This window comes from Rodentibacter myodis (genome assembly GCF_001999305.1).
Classification (GTDB): domain Bacteria; phylum Pseudomonadota; class Gammaproteobacteria; order Enterobacterales; family Pasteurellaceae; genus Rodentibacter; species Rodentibacter myodis.
On the sequence record NZ_MLHQ01000001.1, the window covers coordinates 108,283 to 125,153 of the forward strand.

Annotated in this window: 15 protein-coding genes; 11 read left to right on the plus strand and 4 right to left on the minus strand. The window is 42.9% G+C overall.

Going from position 1 to position 16,871, the window contains the following annotated elements; all coding sequences use genetic code 11:
- Positions 1 to 37: 37 nt before the first annotated feature.
- From BKL49_RS00495 to BKL49_RS00505, 3 genes are all read right to left on the minus strand, one after another.
- Positions 38 to 1,303 (minus strand): MFS transporter, encoded by a 1,266-nt coding sequence (locus BKL49_RS00495; RefSeq protein WP_077422690.1) that lies wholly within the window; start codon positions 1,301 to 1,303, stop codon positions 38 to 40.
- 70 nt (positions 1,304 to 1,373) lie between these two features.
- A complete protein-coding gene (gene galE / locus BKL49_RS00500; RefSeq protein ID WP_077422691.1) occupies positions 1,374 to 2,390 on the minus strand; it encodes a UDP-glucose 4-epimerase GalE in 1,017 nt (338 codons plus the stop codon).
- A 139-nt stretch (positions 2,391 to 2,529) separates the two neighbouring features.
- Positions 2,530 to 3,060, minus strand: a complete 531-nt coding sequence (locus tag BKL49_RS00505; protein ID WP_077422692.1) for an inorganic diphosphatase — start codon at positions 3,058 to 3,060, stop codon at positions 2,530 to 2,532.
- A gap of 183 nt (positions 3,061 to 3,243) precedes the next feature.
- On the opposite strand from BKL49_RS00505, the gene BKL49_RS00510 reads away from it, so the two are divergent.
- The 10 genes from BKL49_RS00510 to lipA all read left to right on the plus strand — a co-directional run bounded on the left by BKL49_RS00510 (position 3,244) and on the right by lipA (position 12,779).
- Positions 3,244 to 4,563, plus strand: a complete 1,320-nt coding sequence (locus BKL49_RS00510; RefSeq protein WP_077422693.1) for an NCS2 family permease — start codon at positions 3,244 to 3,246, stop codon at positions 4,561 to 4,563.
- A gap of 146 nt (positions 4,564 to 4,709) precedes the next feature.
- The gene (gene rsfS, locus BKL49_RS00515) at positions 4,710 to 5,018 is read left to right on the plus strand and encodes a ribosome silencing factor (RefSeq protein WP_077422694.1); all 309 of its coding nucleotides are present in this window, start codon (positions 4,710 to 4,712) and stop codon (positions 5,016 to 5,018) included.
- Positions 5,019 to 5,063: 45 nt separating this feature from the next.
- On the plus strand, positions 5,064 to 5,531 hold the full coding sequence (gene rlmH / locus BKL49_RS00520; RefSeq protein WP_077422695.1) for a 23S rRNA (pseudouridine(1915)-N(3))-methyltransferase RlmH: 468 nt from the start codon (positions 5,064 to 5,066) through the stop codon (positions 5,529 to 5,531).
- An 18-nt stretch (positions 5,532 to 5,549) separates the two neighbouring features.
- Complete coding sequence (gene mrdA, locus BKL49_RS00525) at positions 5,550 to 7,511, plus strand: penicillin-binding protein 2 (RefSeq protein WP_077422696.1); 1,962 nt, start codon at positions 5,550 to 5,552, stop codon at positions 7,509 to 7,511.
- Positions 7,511 to 8,626, plus strand: a complete 1,116-nt coding sequence (rodA, locus tag BKL49_RS00530) for a rod shape-determining protein RodA (RefSeq protein ID WP_077422697.1) — start codon at positions 7,511 to 7,513, stop codon at positions 8,624 to 8,626. The genes mrdA and rodA overlap by 1 nt, the downstream gene beginning before the upstream one ends.
- Before the next feature lie 51 nt (positions 8,627 to 8,677).
- A complete protein-coding gene (locus tag BKL49_RS00535; protein WP_077422698.1) occupies positions 8,678 to 9,529 on the plus strand; it encodes a septal ring lytic transglycosylase RlpA family protein in 852 nt (283 codons plus the stop codon).
- A gap of 21 nt (positions 9,530 to 9,550) precedes the next feature.
- Positions 9,551 to 10,735: a serine hydrolase gene (locus BKL49_RS00540; protein WP_077422699.1), complete on the plus strand. Its 1,185-nt coding sequence runs from the start codon at positions 9,551 to 9,553 to the stop codon at positions 10,733 to 10,735.
- A gap of 107 nt (positions 10,736 to 10,842) precedes the next feature.
- A complete protein-coding gene (ybeD, locus tag BKL49_RS00545) occupies positions 10,843 to 11,121 on the plus strand; it encodes a DUF493 family protein YbeD (RefSeq protein ID WP_077422700.1) in 279 nt (92 codons plus the stop codon).
- Position 11,122: 1 nt separating this feature from the next.
- Entirely contained in the window at positions 11,123 to 11,764 is a 642-nt protein-coding gene (gene lipB / locus BKL49_RS00550) for a lipoyl(octanoyl) transferase LipB (protein WP_077422701.1), read from the plus strand.
- 52 nt (positions 11,765 to 11,816) lie between these two features.
- A complete protein-coding gene (gene lipA, locus BKL49_RS00555; protein WP_077422702.1) occupies positions 11,817 to 12,779 on the plus strand; it encodes a lipoyl synthase in 963 nt (320 codons plus the stop codon).
- A 201-nt stretch (positions 12,780 to 12,980) separates the two neighbouring features.
- On the opposite strand, the gene BKL49_RS00565 is transcribed toward lipA, so the two are convergent.
- On the minus strand, positions 12,981 to 14,639 hold the full coding sequence (locus BKL49_RS00565; RefSeq protein ID WP_077422704.1) for a putative transporter: 1,659 nt from the start codon (positions 14,637 to 14,639) through the stop codon (positions 12,981 to 12,983).
- Positions 14,640 to 14,943: 304 nt separating this feature from the next.
- Here BKL49_RS00565 and BKL49_RS00570 point away from each other — a divergent pair, with 304 nt between their 5' ends.
- A complete protein-coding gene (locus BKL49_RS00570; RefSeq protein WP_077422705.1) occupies positions 14,944 to 16,731 on the plus strand; it encodes an ABC transporter ATP-binding protein/permease in 1,788 nt (595 codons plus the stop codon).
- The last annotated feature ends 140 nt before the right edge of the window (positions 16,732 to 16,871 follow it).

Below are 16,871 nucleotides of genomic sequence, written 5' to 3' on the forward strand. Positions count from 1 at the left end.
TGCGGTCAAATTATTTGTCATTTTCACCGCACTTCCACTATGCCGATTTTTTCTCGTTCCAAGGGGCAACCCAGTATAAACAGATCATTCCCGGAATAGCTAAAAACAGGCAAAGCCAAAAATATTGATAATAGCCCACCGCACTCACTACATAGCCGGAAAGCATTCCTAATCCTTTGCCGGGTAAGGCGGAAAGACTGGTGAAAAGGGCAAGTTGGGTGGCGGTGTAAAGAGGATTGGTTTCACGAGCCATAAATGCCACAAATGCTGCCGTGCCAAGTCCAACACCGATGTATTCCGCCGCAATGACAACGCCGAGTTTCCATAATTCTGATGAACCAATGCTGGCGAAATGCCCGAATGCGGCAAGCCAAATAAAGCCACCAATCGTCACCATTTGCACTAAACCAAATAGCCACAAGGCACGATTAATGCCGAGTTTCAGCATAATCACGCCGCCTGCAAGCCCCGATAAAATACTTGCCCAAAGTGAGGTGCTTTTTACCACAAGGGCAATATCTTCCTTGCCGAATCCCATATCATAGATGAATTTGGTTTGGAGGGTTGTGGCAAAAGAATCGCCAAATTTATACAGAAATAAAAAGAGTAAAAAGCCAATAGCCTGTGCGACACCTTTACGCTGAAAAAATTCTTGCAGTGGAATCCAAAAGGTTTGATAAAAAGGTGGCGGATTTTTGGCGATTTCAATTTGAGGTTCTTTGGCGAGAAAAAGGGTCATAAAGATCCCGACAAGCATACAAAGCGCAGTCCATAAAAACACCGTTTCCCACGGGTACAGGGTCGCAAGGTAAAGCGAAAGCCCACCGGGGATTAAACCCGCAATACGATATGCATTAATGTGAATGGTGTTGCCTAAACCAAGTTCGTGATCCGTTAAAATTTCACGGCGATAGGCATCCAACACAATGTCTTGTGTGGCAGAAAAAAAGGCGATGAGTAAGGCAATATTGGCAACCGTAGTGAGTTGGGTGAGAGGATCAAACAGACTAATGAGATAAAGCAAAACCAATAAGACAACTTGTGAAATCAGCAACCAACTACGGCGGCGGCCTAAAAAAGACGGAAAATAACGATCCAACAGTGGCGCCCATAAAAACTTTAATCCATAAGGCAACATCACCCCCGTGACCACGCCAATAAGTTCAACGGAAAGATGTTTATCCGTTAGCCACACAGGCAGCATTTGCAATAACACAAATAACGGCAAGCCGGAGCTAAAACCGGTGAATACGCAAATTAACATCTTGCGGGTAAAAATTTGGGAAAAAAGAGAATTTGACATAGTGTTTTAATTAGAAAGCCTAGGGTAATGGATTACCCTAGGTTAAGTATTATTGCGTTATTGTAAAGGCTTAATCGCGATAGCCTTGTGGATTATTTTTTTGCCAATTCCAAGTATCCTGCATCATTTGTTCAAGCCCATGTTCTGCCGTCCAGCCTAATTCTTTGGCGGCAAGGCTTGGGTCAGAATAGCAGGTTGCAATATCCCCCGGTCGGCGATCAACCAGTTTGTAAGGAATGTTGATGTTATTGGCTTTCTCAAAGGCTTTTACCATATCTAACACAGAATAGCCGTGACCTGTGCCGAGGTTATAAATATGCAAGCCGGCATCATTTTCGTGGCGTTGAAGGGCTTTTAAATGACCAATCGCTAAATCCACTACGTGAATATAATCACGCACACCCGTGCCATCGTGAGTCTCATAATCGCTACCAAATACGGAAAGTTGTGCCAATTTTCCAATGGCGACTTGGCTGATATAAGGCAGTAAATTATTTGGAATACCGTTCGGATCTTCGCCAATTAAACCGCTTGAATGTGCGCCTACCGGATTGAAATAACGCAAAATCGTCATACTAAATTGCGGTTCGGCTTTTGCCACATCACGCAGAATTTGTTCCACCATATATTTTGATGTGCCGTAAGGGTTGGTTGTTCCCCCCACTTCGCAATCTTCGGTGATCGGGATAATTTTCGGATCGCCATAAACCGTGGCGGAAGAACTAAACACAAAATTCCATACGCCTGCTTTTTTCATTTCTTGAATCAGTACCACCGTGCCGGCGACATTATTCATATAATATTCAGCCGGTTTCTGTACGCTTTCGCCCACAGCTTTTAACCCTGCGAAATGAATCACCGACTGAATTTTATTTTCGGCAAAGATTTTTTGTAGTAAGGCACGATCCAAAATATCGCCCTCATAAAATTTTGCGGTTTTGCCTGTGATTTGTTTGACCCGTTCAAGGGATTTTGGGGATGAATTGCAAAGATTATCCAATACTACGACTTCTTTGCCTGCGTTTAATAATTCTACAACGGTATGCGAACCGATATAGCCTGCGCCACCGGTGACTAAAATTGCCATTTTTTACTCCTTATTTTGGGGGATCATAACATTTATGCGTGCTGCAAAAACTTTCGCTATTTTGACCGCACTTTGTGTCGTTCCCACCCAATATGACAAAAGGCATCAACAGATGCCTTTTCTTCATCATTATTTTGAATTAACGCTCATTCCAGCGTTTGATAGATTCACGAATCACTTGTTTCGCTTCTTCTACATCACCCCAGTGGGTAACTTTGGTTGAACCCGGTTTTTTCAATGCTTTGTAGTTATTGAAGTGAAATTCAATTTGTTTGATTAATTGTGCCGGTACATCTGCAAGGCTGTTGTAAGCATTGCCGGTGTCGCGATCATCTGCCGGTACACACACGATTTTATCGTCCACTTCACCGTCATCAACAAATTTCATTACACCAATCACTTTTGCTTCAAGGAATACACCTGTGGCAAGCGGTTGACGGGTAAGTAATAACACGTCTAATTCATCACCGTCTTCATCCAAAGTTTGTGGGATGAAACCGTAGTTGGTTGGTTTGGCAAAAATTGCCGGTTCAACACGGTCTAATTGGAATGCGGCAACTTTACGATTCCACTCGATTTTGTGGCAGCTACCTTCAGGGATTTCGTTTACAACGTTGATAATGCCCGCATCAATATCACCGGGCGTTAAAATTTGATTAAAATCAGCCATTGTTTTTCCTTTCTTTGATTGAGTTAAAAACGGCGGAAGTATAGCAGTTTTTCAGTGATTTTGTCGCACTAAATTTTTATTGAAGAAAATCACCGCACTTTGCTTTTACGCAAACGTTTACATCTTATAGACTTTCGGTAAAATACCGCCCTTTTTTATACTTATCTATTTTTAGAGGCAACGATGTCCAAGTTAGAAAAAATCTTTGAACTTCAAAAACGTGGCTCAACGATTCGTCAAGAAATCATTGCAGGTTTAACGACCTTTTTAGCGATGGTGTATTCGGTGATTGTCGTACCCAATATGCTTGGTGCGGCAGGCTTTCCGGCAGAATCTGTGTTTATCGCAACCTGCTTGGTGGCGGGGTTGGGATCAATTTTAATCGGCTTATGGGCGAATGCACCAATGGCGATTGGTTGTGCCATTTCCCTCACAGCATTTACTGCGTTTAGTTTGGTGATTGGCCAAGGCGTATCCATTCCGGTTGCTTTAGGTGCGGTGTTCTCAATGGGATTGGTATTCACCCTGATTTCTGCAACAGGGATTCGGGCGTGGATTCTTCGCAATTTGCCTGCCAATATTGCGCATGGTGCGGGAATCGGTATCGGTTTATTTTTACTGTTAATCGCCGCAAATGGTGTGGGGTTGGTAGTGAGCAACCAAGCCGGCTTGCCGGTAAAACTTGGTGAATTCACTTCTTTCCCGGTGATGATGTCATTAATTGGTTTGGCATTTATTGTCGGCTTAGAAAAAATGCAGGTGAAAGGCGGTATTTTATGGGTGATTATTGCCATCACCATTATCGGATTGATTTTTGATCCCAACGTAAAATTTGGCGGTGAAGTATTCAAAATGCCAACCTTTGGTGAAAATTCCCTGTTCTTACAGTTAGATCTACAAGGTGCATTACAACCGGCAATTTTACCTGTGGTCTTTGCCTTGGTAATGACTGCGGTTTTTGACGCGACAGGGACAATCCGTGCGGTGGCAGGGCAGGCAAATTTATTGGACAAAGACGGACAAATCATCAACGGCGGTAAAGCCTTAACGTCCGATTCTGTCAGCAGTTTATTATCGGGATTATTCGGCACCGCGCCCGCTGCCGTTTATATTGAATCTGCTGCAGGCACAGCGGCCGGTGGTAAAACAGGGATCACGGCGATTGTGGTGGGTGTTCTGTTCTTATTTATGCTTTTCTTCCAACCATTGGCTTTCTTAGTACCAAACTATGCCACTGCTCCGGCATTAATGTATGTAGGGTTGTTAATGCTAAGCAATGTGAGCAAGCTGGATTTTGAGGATTTTGAGGGAGCAATGAGCGGTTTAATTTGTGCGGTATTTATTGTCCTCACCGCCAATATCGTCACCGGCATTATGCTTGGCTTTGCCGCTTTAGTAATTGGTCGAATTGTCAGCGGTGAGATTAAATGTTTAAACCTTGGCACTGTACTTATTGCGATTGTGTTAGTGGTGTTTTATGCGGGCGGTTGGGCGTTGGCATAAAAATAATTGTTAAATCGACCGCACTTTTTAAAGTGCGGTTATTTTTTTACTTGTTTTTTCTATTTATTGGGGTTTTTCTTCCCCTTCACCTAGTCCTTCCGCTTATTCAATGGTAGAATTTCGCGCTTTTATAAGTGAGGAAAAGAATGTCATTAGTTGAATTTGTCATCGATAAATTGGACGATTTAAAAGGCACGGATATTGTACATTTTGATGTGCGTGGAAAATCGTCTATCACGGAAAATATGGTGATTTGCACCGGTACATCCGGTCGTCAGGTTTCTGCGATGGCGGATAATTTAATCGCAGAATGTAAAAAAGCCGGTGTCGAAACCTTTGGTGAAGAAGGGAAGAATACCGCCGATTGGATTGTGGTGGATTTAGGGCAAACCATTGTTCACATTATGCAACGTGAAGCTCGGGAAATGTACCAATTAGAGAAACTTTGGGCGTAAAGTGCGGTCAATTTTGACGGAATTTTTATTCATTAAGGAATCCTTGTGAAAATCACATTAATCGCAGTGGGAACAAAAATGCCGGCGTGGGTCAGTACCGGTTTTGAGGAATATCAACGCCGTTTCCCGAAAGAGATGCCTTTTGAACTGATTGAAATCCCGGCAGGTAAGCGGGGGAAAAATGCAGATATTAAACGCATTTTGGAGCAAGAAGGTAAAGCAATGTTGGCGGCTTGTGGAAAGGGAAAAGTGGTGACATTGGATATTCCGGGCAAACCTTGGACAACGCCACAGCTTGCCGAACAGTTGGAAGCGTGGAAAAACGATGGACGTGATTTGTGCTTATTAATTGGTGGGCCGGAAGGGCTTTCTCCCGAATGTAAAGCGGCTGCCGAGCAAAGTTGGTCGCTTTCACCTTTAACCTTGCCACATCCTCTTGTTCGGGTGGTGGTGGCAGAAAGTTTATATCGTGCGTGGTCACTCACCACCAATCATCCTTATCATCGAGAATAAAAGTGCGGTCAATTTTCAATGAATTTTAAGAAATTCTTTGTAACGCCTACGAATGAGCCGATTCGCGATAAAAAAGCGGAGCGGAATCTTTTTGCACGCCGTACTTTGGTGGCGTTTGTTGGGATTATTGCCTTGACCTGCGTGCTTTTTGCCAATATTTATCATCTCCAAGTTGTTAATTTCGAGACTTACCAAACCCGTTCTAACGGCAACCGAATTAAACTGTTACCCGTTCCGCCCACCCGTGGGCTGATTTACGATCGTAATGGCGAATTATTAGCCGAAAATCTCACCTTCTTCGGCTTATATATTGTGCCGGAAAAAACCGAAAATTTAGACCGCACTTTTGAAGCACTTCGCTATATTGTGGGCTTGACAGACGAAGACATTGAGCTGTTCAAAAAGGAACGCCGCCGCGGTACCCGTTACACTTCCATTATGCTCAAGCCAAATTTAACGGAAGAACAAATGGCACGTTTTGCCGTCAATCAATATCAATTTCCGAGTCTGGAAGTTCGCCCTTATTTTAAGCGTAATTATTTATACGGTGATGTGATGACGCATATTTTGGGCTATGTGGGCAAAATTAATGATAAAGATGTGGAAAAACTCAAAAAAGACGAGAAATTTGCCAATTATGCCGGCTCACACGATATGGGAAAACTGGGTATTGAACGCTACTATGAAGATCAACTTCACGGCATTACCGGATTTGAAGAAGTTGAAATTAACAACCGTGGCAAGGTGATTCGCAAATTACGCGAGCAACCTGCGGTGGCAGGGAAAAGTATTCATTTGACCATCGATCTGCCGCTGCAACGCTATATCACCGATTTACTGGCGGGACAAAAAGGGGCGGTGGTTGTGTTAGATCCGAAAGACAGCAGTGTGTTGGCGATGGTTTCCACACCAAGTTATGACAACAATTTGTTTGTGGATGGCATTTCCAGCACCGATTACAAACGGTTGTTGGAAGATCCCGATCGCCCCCTTTACAGCCGTGCTACACAAGGGGTTTATCCGCCTGCATCAACGGTGAAGCCATTTATTGCGGTGGCGGCACAGACAGAAAATGTGATTAATCAACATACTACGGTTTTTGATCCCGGCTATTGGATGTTGCCTAACACCACAAAACGTTTCCGCGATTGGAAAAAATCCGGTCACGGTTACACGGATTTAAATAAAGCCATTACGGAATCTTCCGATACCTATTTTTATCAGGTTGCCTACAATTTGGGGATTGATCGCCTATCAAACTGGATGAAACGTTTTGGCTTTGGTATGCCGACCGGCATTGAAATTAACGAAGAAGCCTCGGCAAATATGCCAAGCAAAGAATGGAAACAAAAACGTTATAAACGCCCTTGGGTGCAGGGGGATACCATTTCGGTGGGGATCGGGCAGGGCTATTGGACGGCAACGCCGTTACAAGTGGCAAAAGCTACCGCAATTTTAGCCAATAATGGGAAAGTCAATACCCCACACTTAATGAAATCCGTGGAAGGGGCAACCGTTGAGCCTTATCAAGATCCCTTACTTTATGAAGATATTACCGAACCGAAACAGGCTTATTGGGATGCCGCCAAGCGAGGAATGTTTAATGTCGTCAATTCAGGCGCAGGGACGGGGAGAAAAGCCTTTATTGGCGCGAATTATCACGTTGCGGGAAAATCCGGTACAGCGCAGGTGTTTAGCTTGAAAGAAAACCAAAAATATAACGCGGCAGGCTTGAAAAAAGAGCTACACGATCACGCTTGGTTTACCGCTTATGCACCTTATGAGAATCCAAAATTGGTGGTATCAATTATTTTAGAAAATGCAGGGGGCGGTTCCAGTAATGCCGCACCGGTAGTGAGAAAAATTATGGATTTCTACCTTAATCAACGCCTCCCTGAAATTGAACGCAAAGCCAATGCCGCAAGTAATAATGGTGAACCTGCGGAAACACCGGATATAGAAAACGGACAAACGGAATAATGGAAGAAAAAACATCCCTTTGGCTTCGTTTATGGAAGCCGTTACATTTGGATTTTTGGTTGTTATTAGGGCTAATCGCCATTACAGGCTATGGAATGCTTGTGCTTTATAGTGCCTCAGGGGCAAGCGAGGTGATGTTCCGCAACCGTATTATTCAAGTTGTGCTTGGTTTTGCCGTTTTGCTTATTATGGCACAGCTGCCGCCTAAGTTTTATCAGGGGATCGCACCCTATCTTTACTTGGTAGGCTTTGTCTTGCTGATTTTGGTGGATGCCATTGGCACAACCAGTAAAGGGGCGCAACGTTGGCTTGATTTGGGTTTTGTTCGCTTTCAACCTTCGGAAATTGTTAAACTTGCCGTACCCCTAATGGTGGCGGTTTATTTGGGCAATCGTCCCGTTCCGCCGAAAATGAGTGAAACCTTTATCGCCATAGCAATGATTATGATACCCACTTTATTGGTGGCAATTCAGCCCGACCTCGGCACATCAATTCTTGTCAGTGCTTCGGGATTATTTGTGGTGTTTCTTGCCGGAATGAGTTGGTGGTTGATTCTGGCTGCCGTTGTGGGGCTAGCCGCTTTTATTCCCATAATGTGGCTTTATTTAATGCACGATTATCAACGCACCCGCGTTCTCACCTTGCTTGATCCGGAAAAAGATCCGCTTGGTGCGGGGTATCACATTCTGCAATCGAAAATTGCCATTGGTTCGGGCGGAATGTGGGGAAAAGGCTGGATGCAAGGTACACAATCTCAGTTGGAATTTTTGCCGGAACCCCATACGGATTTTATTTTTGCCGTGATGAGTGAAGAACACGGAATGGTAGGCTTTGCCATTTTGATGGCAATTTATATGTTTATTATTGTGCGTGGCTTAATGATTGCGGTAAATGCACAAACCACCTTTGGACGTATTCTCGCAGGGGCAACCACCTTAATTTTTTTCGTGTATTTATTCGTTAATATTGGTATGGTGAGTGGCATTTTACCGGTAGTGGGCGTGCCGTTGCCGTTGTTTAGTTATGGCGGTACATCTTATGTGGCGATTATGGCAAGTTTCGGCTTGGTGATGTCGATTCATACCCACCGCACAAAATTTATGAATGGGAACTAATTTGTGTTTTAACGTTCTTACATAGGATTTGACTGATTAGAAAATTTATTTATGACCTTAAAAACATTACTAAAATTGACCGCACTTGGTTTTATTGCGGTGCTGAGTATTTTACCCGCTCAAGCTCAAAATGATCCCCACAAACAATATGGCATTAAAGGGGCAAAACTAACCCGTAGCACGCCGATGACCTCATCAAAAACTTATACGGTAAACGGAAAAACATATACCACCCACGGCAATAGCAAAGCGAAAGAATATGCGAAAGAGGGAATGGCAAGCTATTATCACCGCAAATTTCACGGTCGCCGTACATCAAGCGGTGAAAGCTACAATGCCGATCTTTACACTGCTGCACACAAAACCTTACCTCTAAATTCCTATGCTTTGGTGACGAATTTGCGCAATCATCGAAAAACAATTGTGCGAATTAATGATCGCGGGCCTTTTAGTCAGGGGCGTATTATTGATTTGTCTTACGCCGCCGCGAAAGAAATTGGCTTGATTGCCAGAGGGGTGGGGCAAGTGAAAGTGGAAGCCTTACATATTTCCCGCAATGGCGATATTTCAGGGGCAGGGGCAAAAACGCTGGCGAAACACGCCAAAACCCAAGCGGCTTCAGATCGCCTTGTTAATGTGGAAAAAAAAACAGACGTAAACGCCAAAGCGTTGAAAGAACAGTACAAACTAAAAATGTTAGATCTCCCAAGCGAAAAACACGCCAATAATTTAATTACCCGTCTGGCGTTAGAAAATGTGAGTGCAGAGGTGAATCAACACAACGGACGATATGAACTTCATCTCGGGCCGGTGGCGGATAAACAGATGATCACTCGCTTAAAATCAAAACTACAAGCAATGACGAACGGCAATCCGCTGATCGTTTATACCTACAAAAACTAAGATGTAATGAAAGGAAATTTTATGTTAAAGCAACGCGTTAATTTCAAAAAACTCGCCCTCATTTCCGGCTTGATGACAGTATCAACTTTTGCTTCGGCAGAAGAGATACAATATGGAATTACTCCACCAGAAGTGAACGCACAAACCTATATTTTGATGGACTATCATTCCGGTGCGGTGATTGCCGCATTAAATCCGGATCAACGCCAATATCCCGCCTCTTTAACCAAAATGATGACCAGCTATGTGGTGGGACAAGCCTTAAAACAAGGCAAAATTCATAACACGGATATGGTGACTATCGGTGAGAGTGCTTGGGGGCGTAATTTCCCCGATTCATCAAAAATGTTCCTTAATTTGAACCAACAGGTTTCTGTGGAAGATTTGAATAAAGGCGTGATCATTGTTTCCGGAAATGATGCTTGTGTGGCATTGGCAGAACATATTTCAGGCACGGTATTAAACTTTGTTGATACGATGAACAAATACGTTCAACAATTTGGTTTGAAAAATACCAATTTCACTACACCGCACGGTTTAGACGACCCGAATCAATATTCAACAGCACGGGATATGGCGATTATTGGCGCACATATTATTCGTGATTTACCGGAAGAATATAAAATTTACGCAGAAAAAGACTTCACGTTTAATAAAATCAAACAGCCTAATCGCAACGGTTTATTATGGGATAAAACAATGAATGTGGACGGAATGAAAACCGGTCACACCAGCAAAGCAGGCTATAATCTCGTAGCATCGGCGACCAACCCAAGCAATATGCGTTTAATTTCCGTGGTAATGGGCGTGCCGACTTATAAAGGACGCGAAGTCGAAAGTAAGAAATTATTACAATGGGGTTTTGCGAATTTTGAAACTTTGAAAACCCTTGAAGCCAATAAAGAAATTTCAGAACAATCCGTTTATTACGGCGATCAAGGCAAAGTGAAATTAGGCGTGTTGCAAGATAGTTTTATCACTGTGCCAAAAGGCAAACAGGCTGAATTAAAAGCCCGTTATGAATTAGATAATAAATACTTGCAAGCCCCATTAGCGAAAGGTCAGGTGGTTGGTAAAGTCATCTATCAGCTTGATGGCAAAGATGTTGCGGTGGTGAATTTACAGGCGATGAGCGAAGTCAAAGAAGGCGGTATCTTTGGAAATGCTTGGGACTGGTTGGTGTTAACCATAAAAAGCCTTTTCTAAAACACCTTGAAAAATGACCGCACTTCCCCATTTATAGCGGAGTCGATTAACGAAAGTCGGGCAGATGTGAAATCTGCCCTTTCTCTCATTCAACATAAGGAAAAAGAATGGCAACCGAACAAGATTATGAAAAATTGAAAGAAGTAATGGAATTTCCTGCGGCAATGACCTTTAAAGTGGCTGGAGTGAATCGTGAAAACCTTGCCCAAGATTTAATTGCCGTGGTGCAAAAATATTTGCCGGGCGATTACATTCCAAAGGAAAAACGCAGCAGCAAAGGCACCTATAATTCTGTTTCTATTGATGTAGTGGCACAAAATTTTGAACAAGTGGAAACCCTTTACAAAGAACTCGCCAAAGTCGAAGGCGTGAAAATGGTTATTTAATATGACGGCATTACCTCTTATTGTTCGCCAACTTGGCTTGCAGGATTATCAAGACATTTGGCATAAAATGCAGGCATTTACCGATAATCGCACCGCTGAGACAACCGATGAAATCTGGTTGGTGGAACATTCCCCCGTGTTTACCCAAGGGCAGGCAGGAAAACCCGAACATCTTTTACAAGCCGGTAGTATTCCTGTTGTACAGTCGGATCGTGGCGGGCAAATTACTTACCACGGCCCCGGTCAGCAAGTGATGTATGTATTGATTGACATTCGCCGTCATCAAGATCTAAATGTTCGCCAGTTAGTGACCGCACTTGAGCAATCTGTGGTGAGAACCCTCGCCGATTATGGCATTGAGGGCTATCCCAAAGCTGATGCACCGGGAGTTTATATTGACGGTAAGAAAATTTGTTCTTTAGGATTGCGAATCCGTAAAGGCTGTTCTTTTCACGGTCTTGCTTTCAATATCAATATGGATCTCAGTCCGTTTCACCGCATTAACCCTTGTGGTTATGTAGGCTTAGAAATGTGCCAATTAGCGGATTTTATTGATAAAAATGAGGCGACTTTGGAGAAGGTTTCCCCCAAATTAATTAAACACTTTGCCGAACTTTTGGGCTATAATGTCACAAATTTTTAACATTCAACTCATCAAAATGCCTGTTTCAGGCATTTTTCTTTAGGAAAGAGCTATGTCAACGCCATTTAAAATGGAGCGCGGTGTCAAATATCGTGATGCGGCAAAAACCTCCGTTATCCCTGTCAAAAATATCGATCCAAACCAAGAATTATTGAAAAAACCGGAATGGATGAAAATCAAATTACCGGCAAGTTCCCTCAAAATTGAAAGCATCAAAAACGGTATGCGCCGCCACGGTTTACATTCCGTGTGTGAAGAAGCCTCTTGCCCGAATTTGCACGAATGTTTTAATCACGGCACGGCAACCTTTATGATTTTAGGGGCAATTTGTACCCGCCGTTGTCCTTTCTGTGATGTGGCACACGGTAAACCGTTACCGCCTGATCCGGAAGAACCACGCAAACTTGCTGAAACCATTCAGGATATGAAATTAAAGTATGTGGTGATTACCTCGGTGGATCGTGATGATTTGCCTGATCGCGGTGCAGGACATTTTGCCGAATGTGTGAAAGAAGTGCGGGCTTTAAATCCGGGCATAAAAATTGAGATTTTAGTACCGGATTTTCGCGGTCGCATTACTCAAGCCTTGGAAAAACTAAAAGATAATCCACCGGATGTGTTCAATCATAATCTTGAAAATGTACCACGTTTATATAAAGAGATTCGTCCGGGGGCGGATTACGAATGGTCATTAAAACTCCTGCGTGAGTTTAAGGAAATGTTCCCGCATATCCCAACTAAATCAGGGTTAATGGTTGGACTTGGTGAAACCAATGAAGAAATCCTACAAGTAATGCAGGATTTACGCACTAATGGTGTCACAATGCTGACCCTCGGGCAATATTTACAACCAAGCCGTCATCACCTGCCAGTCGCCCGCTATGTGCCACCGACAGAATTTGACGAATTCCGTGAAAAAGCCAATGCAATGGGTTTTGAACACGCCGCTTGTGGGCCCTTCGTTCGCTCCTCTTACCACGCTGATTTACAGGCGAGTGGAGGATTGGTGAAATAAAACTTTTAATATTATGTTGCAGTTGCACAGTGAACGTTTTTTGGGAAAAAGTAGGGATGCCACGATTGGTGTCCCTACCGCTCACATTGTTTTTTCTTTGCGCGTTTGCTACATAATACTGAAAACTTCATTAAAAATGATCGCACTTTTGTGGCATAAAAAACGGGTTATTTCTGTTGAAATAGCCCGTTTTTTCGTGTTTTAAACCGTCCAAAGCAACACGGCTAAAAGCTGTGGTGAAATAATTCTTAGGAACATCACAAGAGGATAAACCGTGGCATAAGAAAGAGCGGCAGCGCCGTTGTCTTCTTTTATTTCGTTGGCAAAAGCAAGGGCGGGAGGATCGGTCATTGCGCCGGCTAGTAAGCCACAAATGCTGAGATAATTCAGTTTGGCGTATAAACGGGCAATAACGCCGACAATCATTAGGGGAATAAAGGTGATAAAAATCCCATAGCCCATCCATTCCAAACCTGATCCATTGACAAGCGTATCCACAAAATTTCCGCCTGATTTTAACCCGACTACCGCAAGAAACAGCACAATACCAATTTCCCGCAAGGCAAGATTGGCACTTGGCGGCATAAACCAATAAAGTTTGCCGATACTGCCAATTCGGGCAAGAATGAGTGCCACAACAAGTGGGCCACCAGCTAAACCGAGTTTAAGTGCCACCGGGAAACCAGGAATATAAAACGGAATAGAACCCAGTAGTACACCAAGCCCAATGCCGATAAATACTGGGAGCATTTGAACTTGCAGGAGTTTTTGTTGGGCGTTGCCAATCACGGAAATGGCTTGATTTAACACATCGGCACGTCCCACCATATGTAACACATCCCCAAATTGCAATGAGGTGTTGCCGCTTGGCACAAGCTCGATTCCTGCACGATTTAAGCGGGAAATCACAACACCGTATTTTTGATGAATGTTGAGGGTACGGATTTTTTTACCCAGCACTTTTTCGTTCGTCACCACGACACGTTCCGCACGAATTTCTCCATTGGAAGAAGAAAGTACGGGCATTTCCACTTCATCACCAATCACTAAGTGCATTTTTCTTAATGCAGTGGCATCGCCCACTAAATGCAACACATCATCAAGATGAATTTCCGTATTGGCTTTCGGTACGATCACTTCTTCCCCTCGTTTTAAACGGGAACAAACCACGCCTTCTTCATTAAAACCGGGAATTTCTACCAAGCGGAGTCCATTTAAATTATGGTTGGTTACTTTGATGGAAATGGTATGCAAACTTTCTTTGTCCTGTCCGCTTTCTTTGTTAAAACGGTTAGCTTCTTCTTCCACCTTAATTTTAAAGAAAAGACGAATGAGCCACATTGAAAGCAAAATGCCACAAATACCAAATGGATACGCCATTGCGTAAGCCATTCCCATTGTAGAGGTGACTTGAGGTAAGCCTAATTCACTTAAGATTTGCTGTCCCGCCCCTAATGAAGGCGTATTGGTGACTGCTCCGGAATAAATTCCCAATGCGATATCTAAGGGAACATCAATGGCTTTTGTTAGCACGACCACTGAAAGCGAACCTAACAACACAATCAAAATTGCAAGTCCATTCAGTTTTAAGCCGGATTTTCTAAGTGAGGCAAAAAAACCGGGACCAACCTGAATCCCGATGGTATAAACAAACAGAATTAAGCCAAATTCTTGAATGAAGTATAGGGTATGAGAATCAAGTTGAATACCGTATTGATGAGTAAAATGGGCAACAATAATGCCACCAAACAATACGCCACCAATGCCTAGCCCTACGCCTTTTATCTTCCAATGCCCAATCCATAAACCAATCACGGCAACAAGGGCAAGCAAACTGATCGTAAGCGCAATATCGCTCATATAAACCTCTTATGAATAATTTCGTTATGATGTAGAAAATGCACAAAACCAAATTAAAATTTCAAACAATCTCAATTCATTCATATTAAGAATGTCTGCGTGACGTCCGGCTAATCGCATTCTTTTTGGGAATGGTTCATTTGCTACATTATATCGATAGATTTAACCCAAAAGGATTATAACAAAGTTGATTTTTCCCGCCTTTAACCAAACTCAAAAAATGATAAGTTCATCACATTTTTTCTTGCTTAATCATAAACACTGCCTAAAATGACCGCTCTTTTAGACGATAACGGACAAATTTATGGACTACGGACAAGAGGCAATCACCTCTCTTTTATGGATTTTAAGAACGCTTGCTATTACGGCGATGGTGTTTAGTTTCGGTATTTTTTTATTGGTGCGTTTTACCCATTGGGGGAAACAATTTTGGCTGTTTGCCGGCAGTTATCTTTCCCTGAGACGGAGCATTAAACCTTTATTATTCTTTTTGTTGATTGTCGCATTAACGCTGGTGAGCGTACGGATTAGCTTAGTGTATTCCGAATGGTATAAAAATATGTACACCTCGCTACAAGAATTTAATGAGTCCGTTTTTTGGCAACAAATGGGATTATTTTGCGTGATTGCAGCGAGTTCAGTTTCCTCCGCCTTAGTGAGCTATTATCTTGAACAGCGTTTTGTGATCGGCTGGGTTACTTGGCTCAATGATGAGTTGGCGAATAAATGGATGGCAAATCGTGCTTATTACAAAACCCAATATCTTTCCGCCAATTTAGACAACCCCGATCAACGTATTCAACAAGATGTACAATCTTATGTGAAAACTACCCTTTCTTTGGCAACCGGCGTGATTGATGCCGTTACGTCAATCATTTCTTACACTATTTTGCTGTGGGGCTTGGCAGGGCCGATGGTGCTATTGGGGGTAGAAATTCCCCATATGATGGTGTTCTTGGTTTTTGCTTATGTGATATTCACCACGTTGATCGCATTTTGGCTTGGTCGTCCGTTAATCAACTTAAATTTTGCCAACGAACGATTAAACGCAAACTACCGTTATTCTTTAATTCGTATTAAAGAATATGCCGAAAGTATTGCCTTTTATGCCGGCGAAAAAGTGGAACAAAATCAGCTTTATCGCCAGTTCCGCGCGGTTATCAATAATATGTGGGATATTGTTTACCGAACCCTAAAATTCTCCGGTTTTAACCTTGTGGTCAGTCAAATTTCCGTGGTGTTCCCTTTATTGATTCAGGTGGGTCGCTATTTTGAAAAACAAATCAAACTGGGTGATTTAATGCAAACTTTGCAGGTGTTCGGGCAATTACATTCCAATCTTTCCTTTTTCCGTAACACCTACGATAACTTCGCAGGCTACAAAGCCACGCTTGATCGTTTAACCGGTTTTACTTATGCCATCAATATGGCAAATCGTGAATCCCAGACGGATATTCACACACACGAAAGTGCGGTCATTTTTGAGCATTTAAGTATAAAAAATCCATTTGGTCGCACCTTGATTCAAGATCTCAATCTCACCTTAATGCAAGGTAGCCGTCTTTTGATTCAAGGGGATTCCGGCGTGGGAAAAACCACTTTGTTACGCACGGTGGCAGGGCTTTGGTCTTATTCCTTAGGAAAAATCTATTGCCCGCAGGCACAACTTTTCCTTTCACAAAAACCTTATTTACCGCAGGGGGATTTATTCACCGCTTTGGCTTATCCGAAAAACACGCAGGAAATTGACCGCACTTTAGTAGAGGATATTTTACGCAAAGTACAGCTTGGGCATTTGGTCGAACGGGTTGAACAGGAGCAGGATTGGACACGAATTCTTTCTTTAGGCGAACAACAACGTTTGGCGTTTGCCCGTTTGTTATTACATAAACCGAAAGTCGCCTTTTTGGATGAAGCCACGGCAAGTATGGATGAAGGCTTGGAAGAGGCAATGTATCGTTTAATCAAAACAGAATTACCAACGATGACAATAATTAGTGTGGGACATCGTTCTACCTTAAAAACCTTCCATCAATTACAGTTGCAGATTTTACCAAACGGTGAGTGGCAGCTGGCTGAAATTGAGGGATAACCTAAATCAAAAGTGCGGTCATTTTTCGGCGTATTTTTAATGTAAAAATGCAAAAAGACTGTTATCCATAGCGATTTTTTGATACATTTAGCGCAATTTTTTTCACGCTCCTTTCACAACACCAATGGGAAAATAGGGGC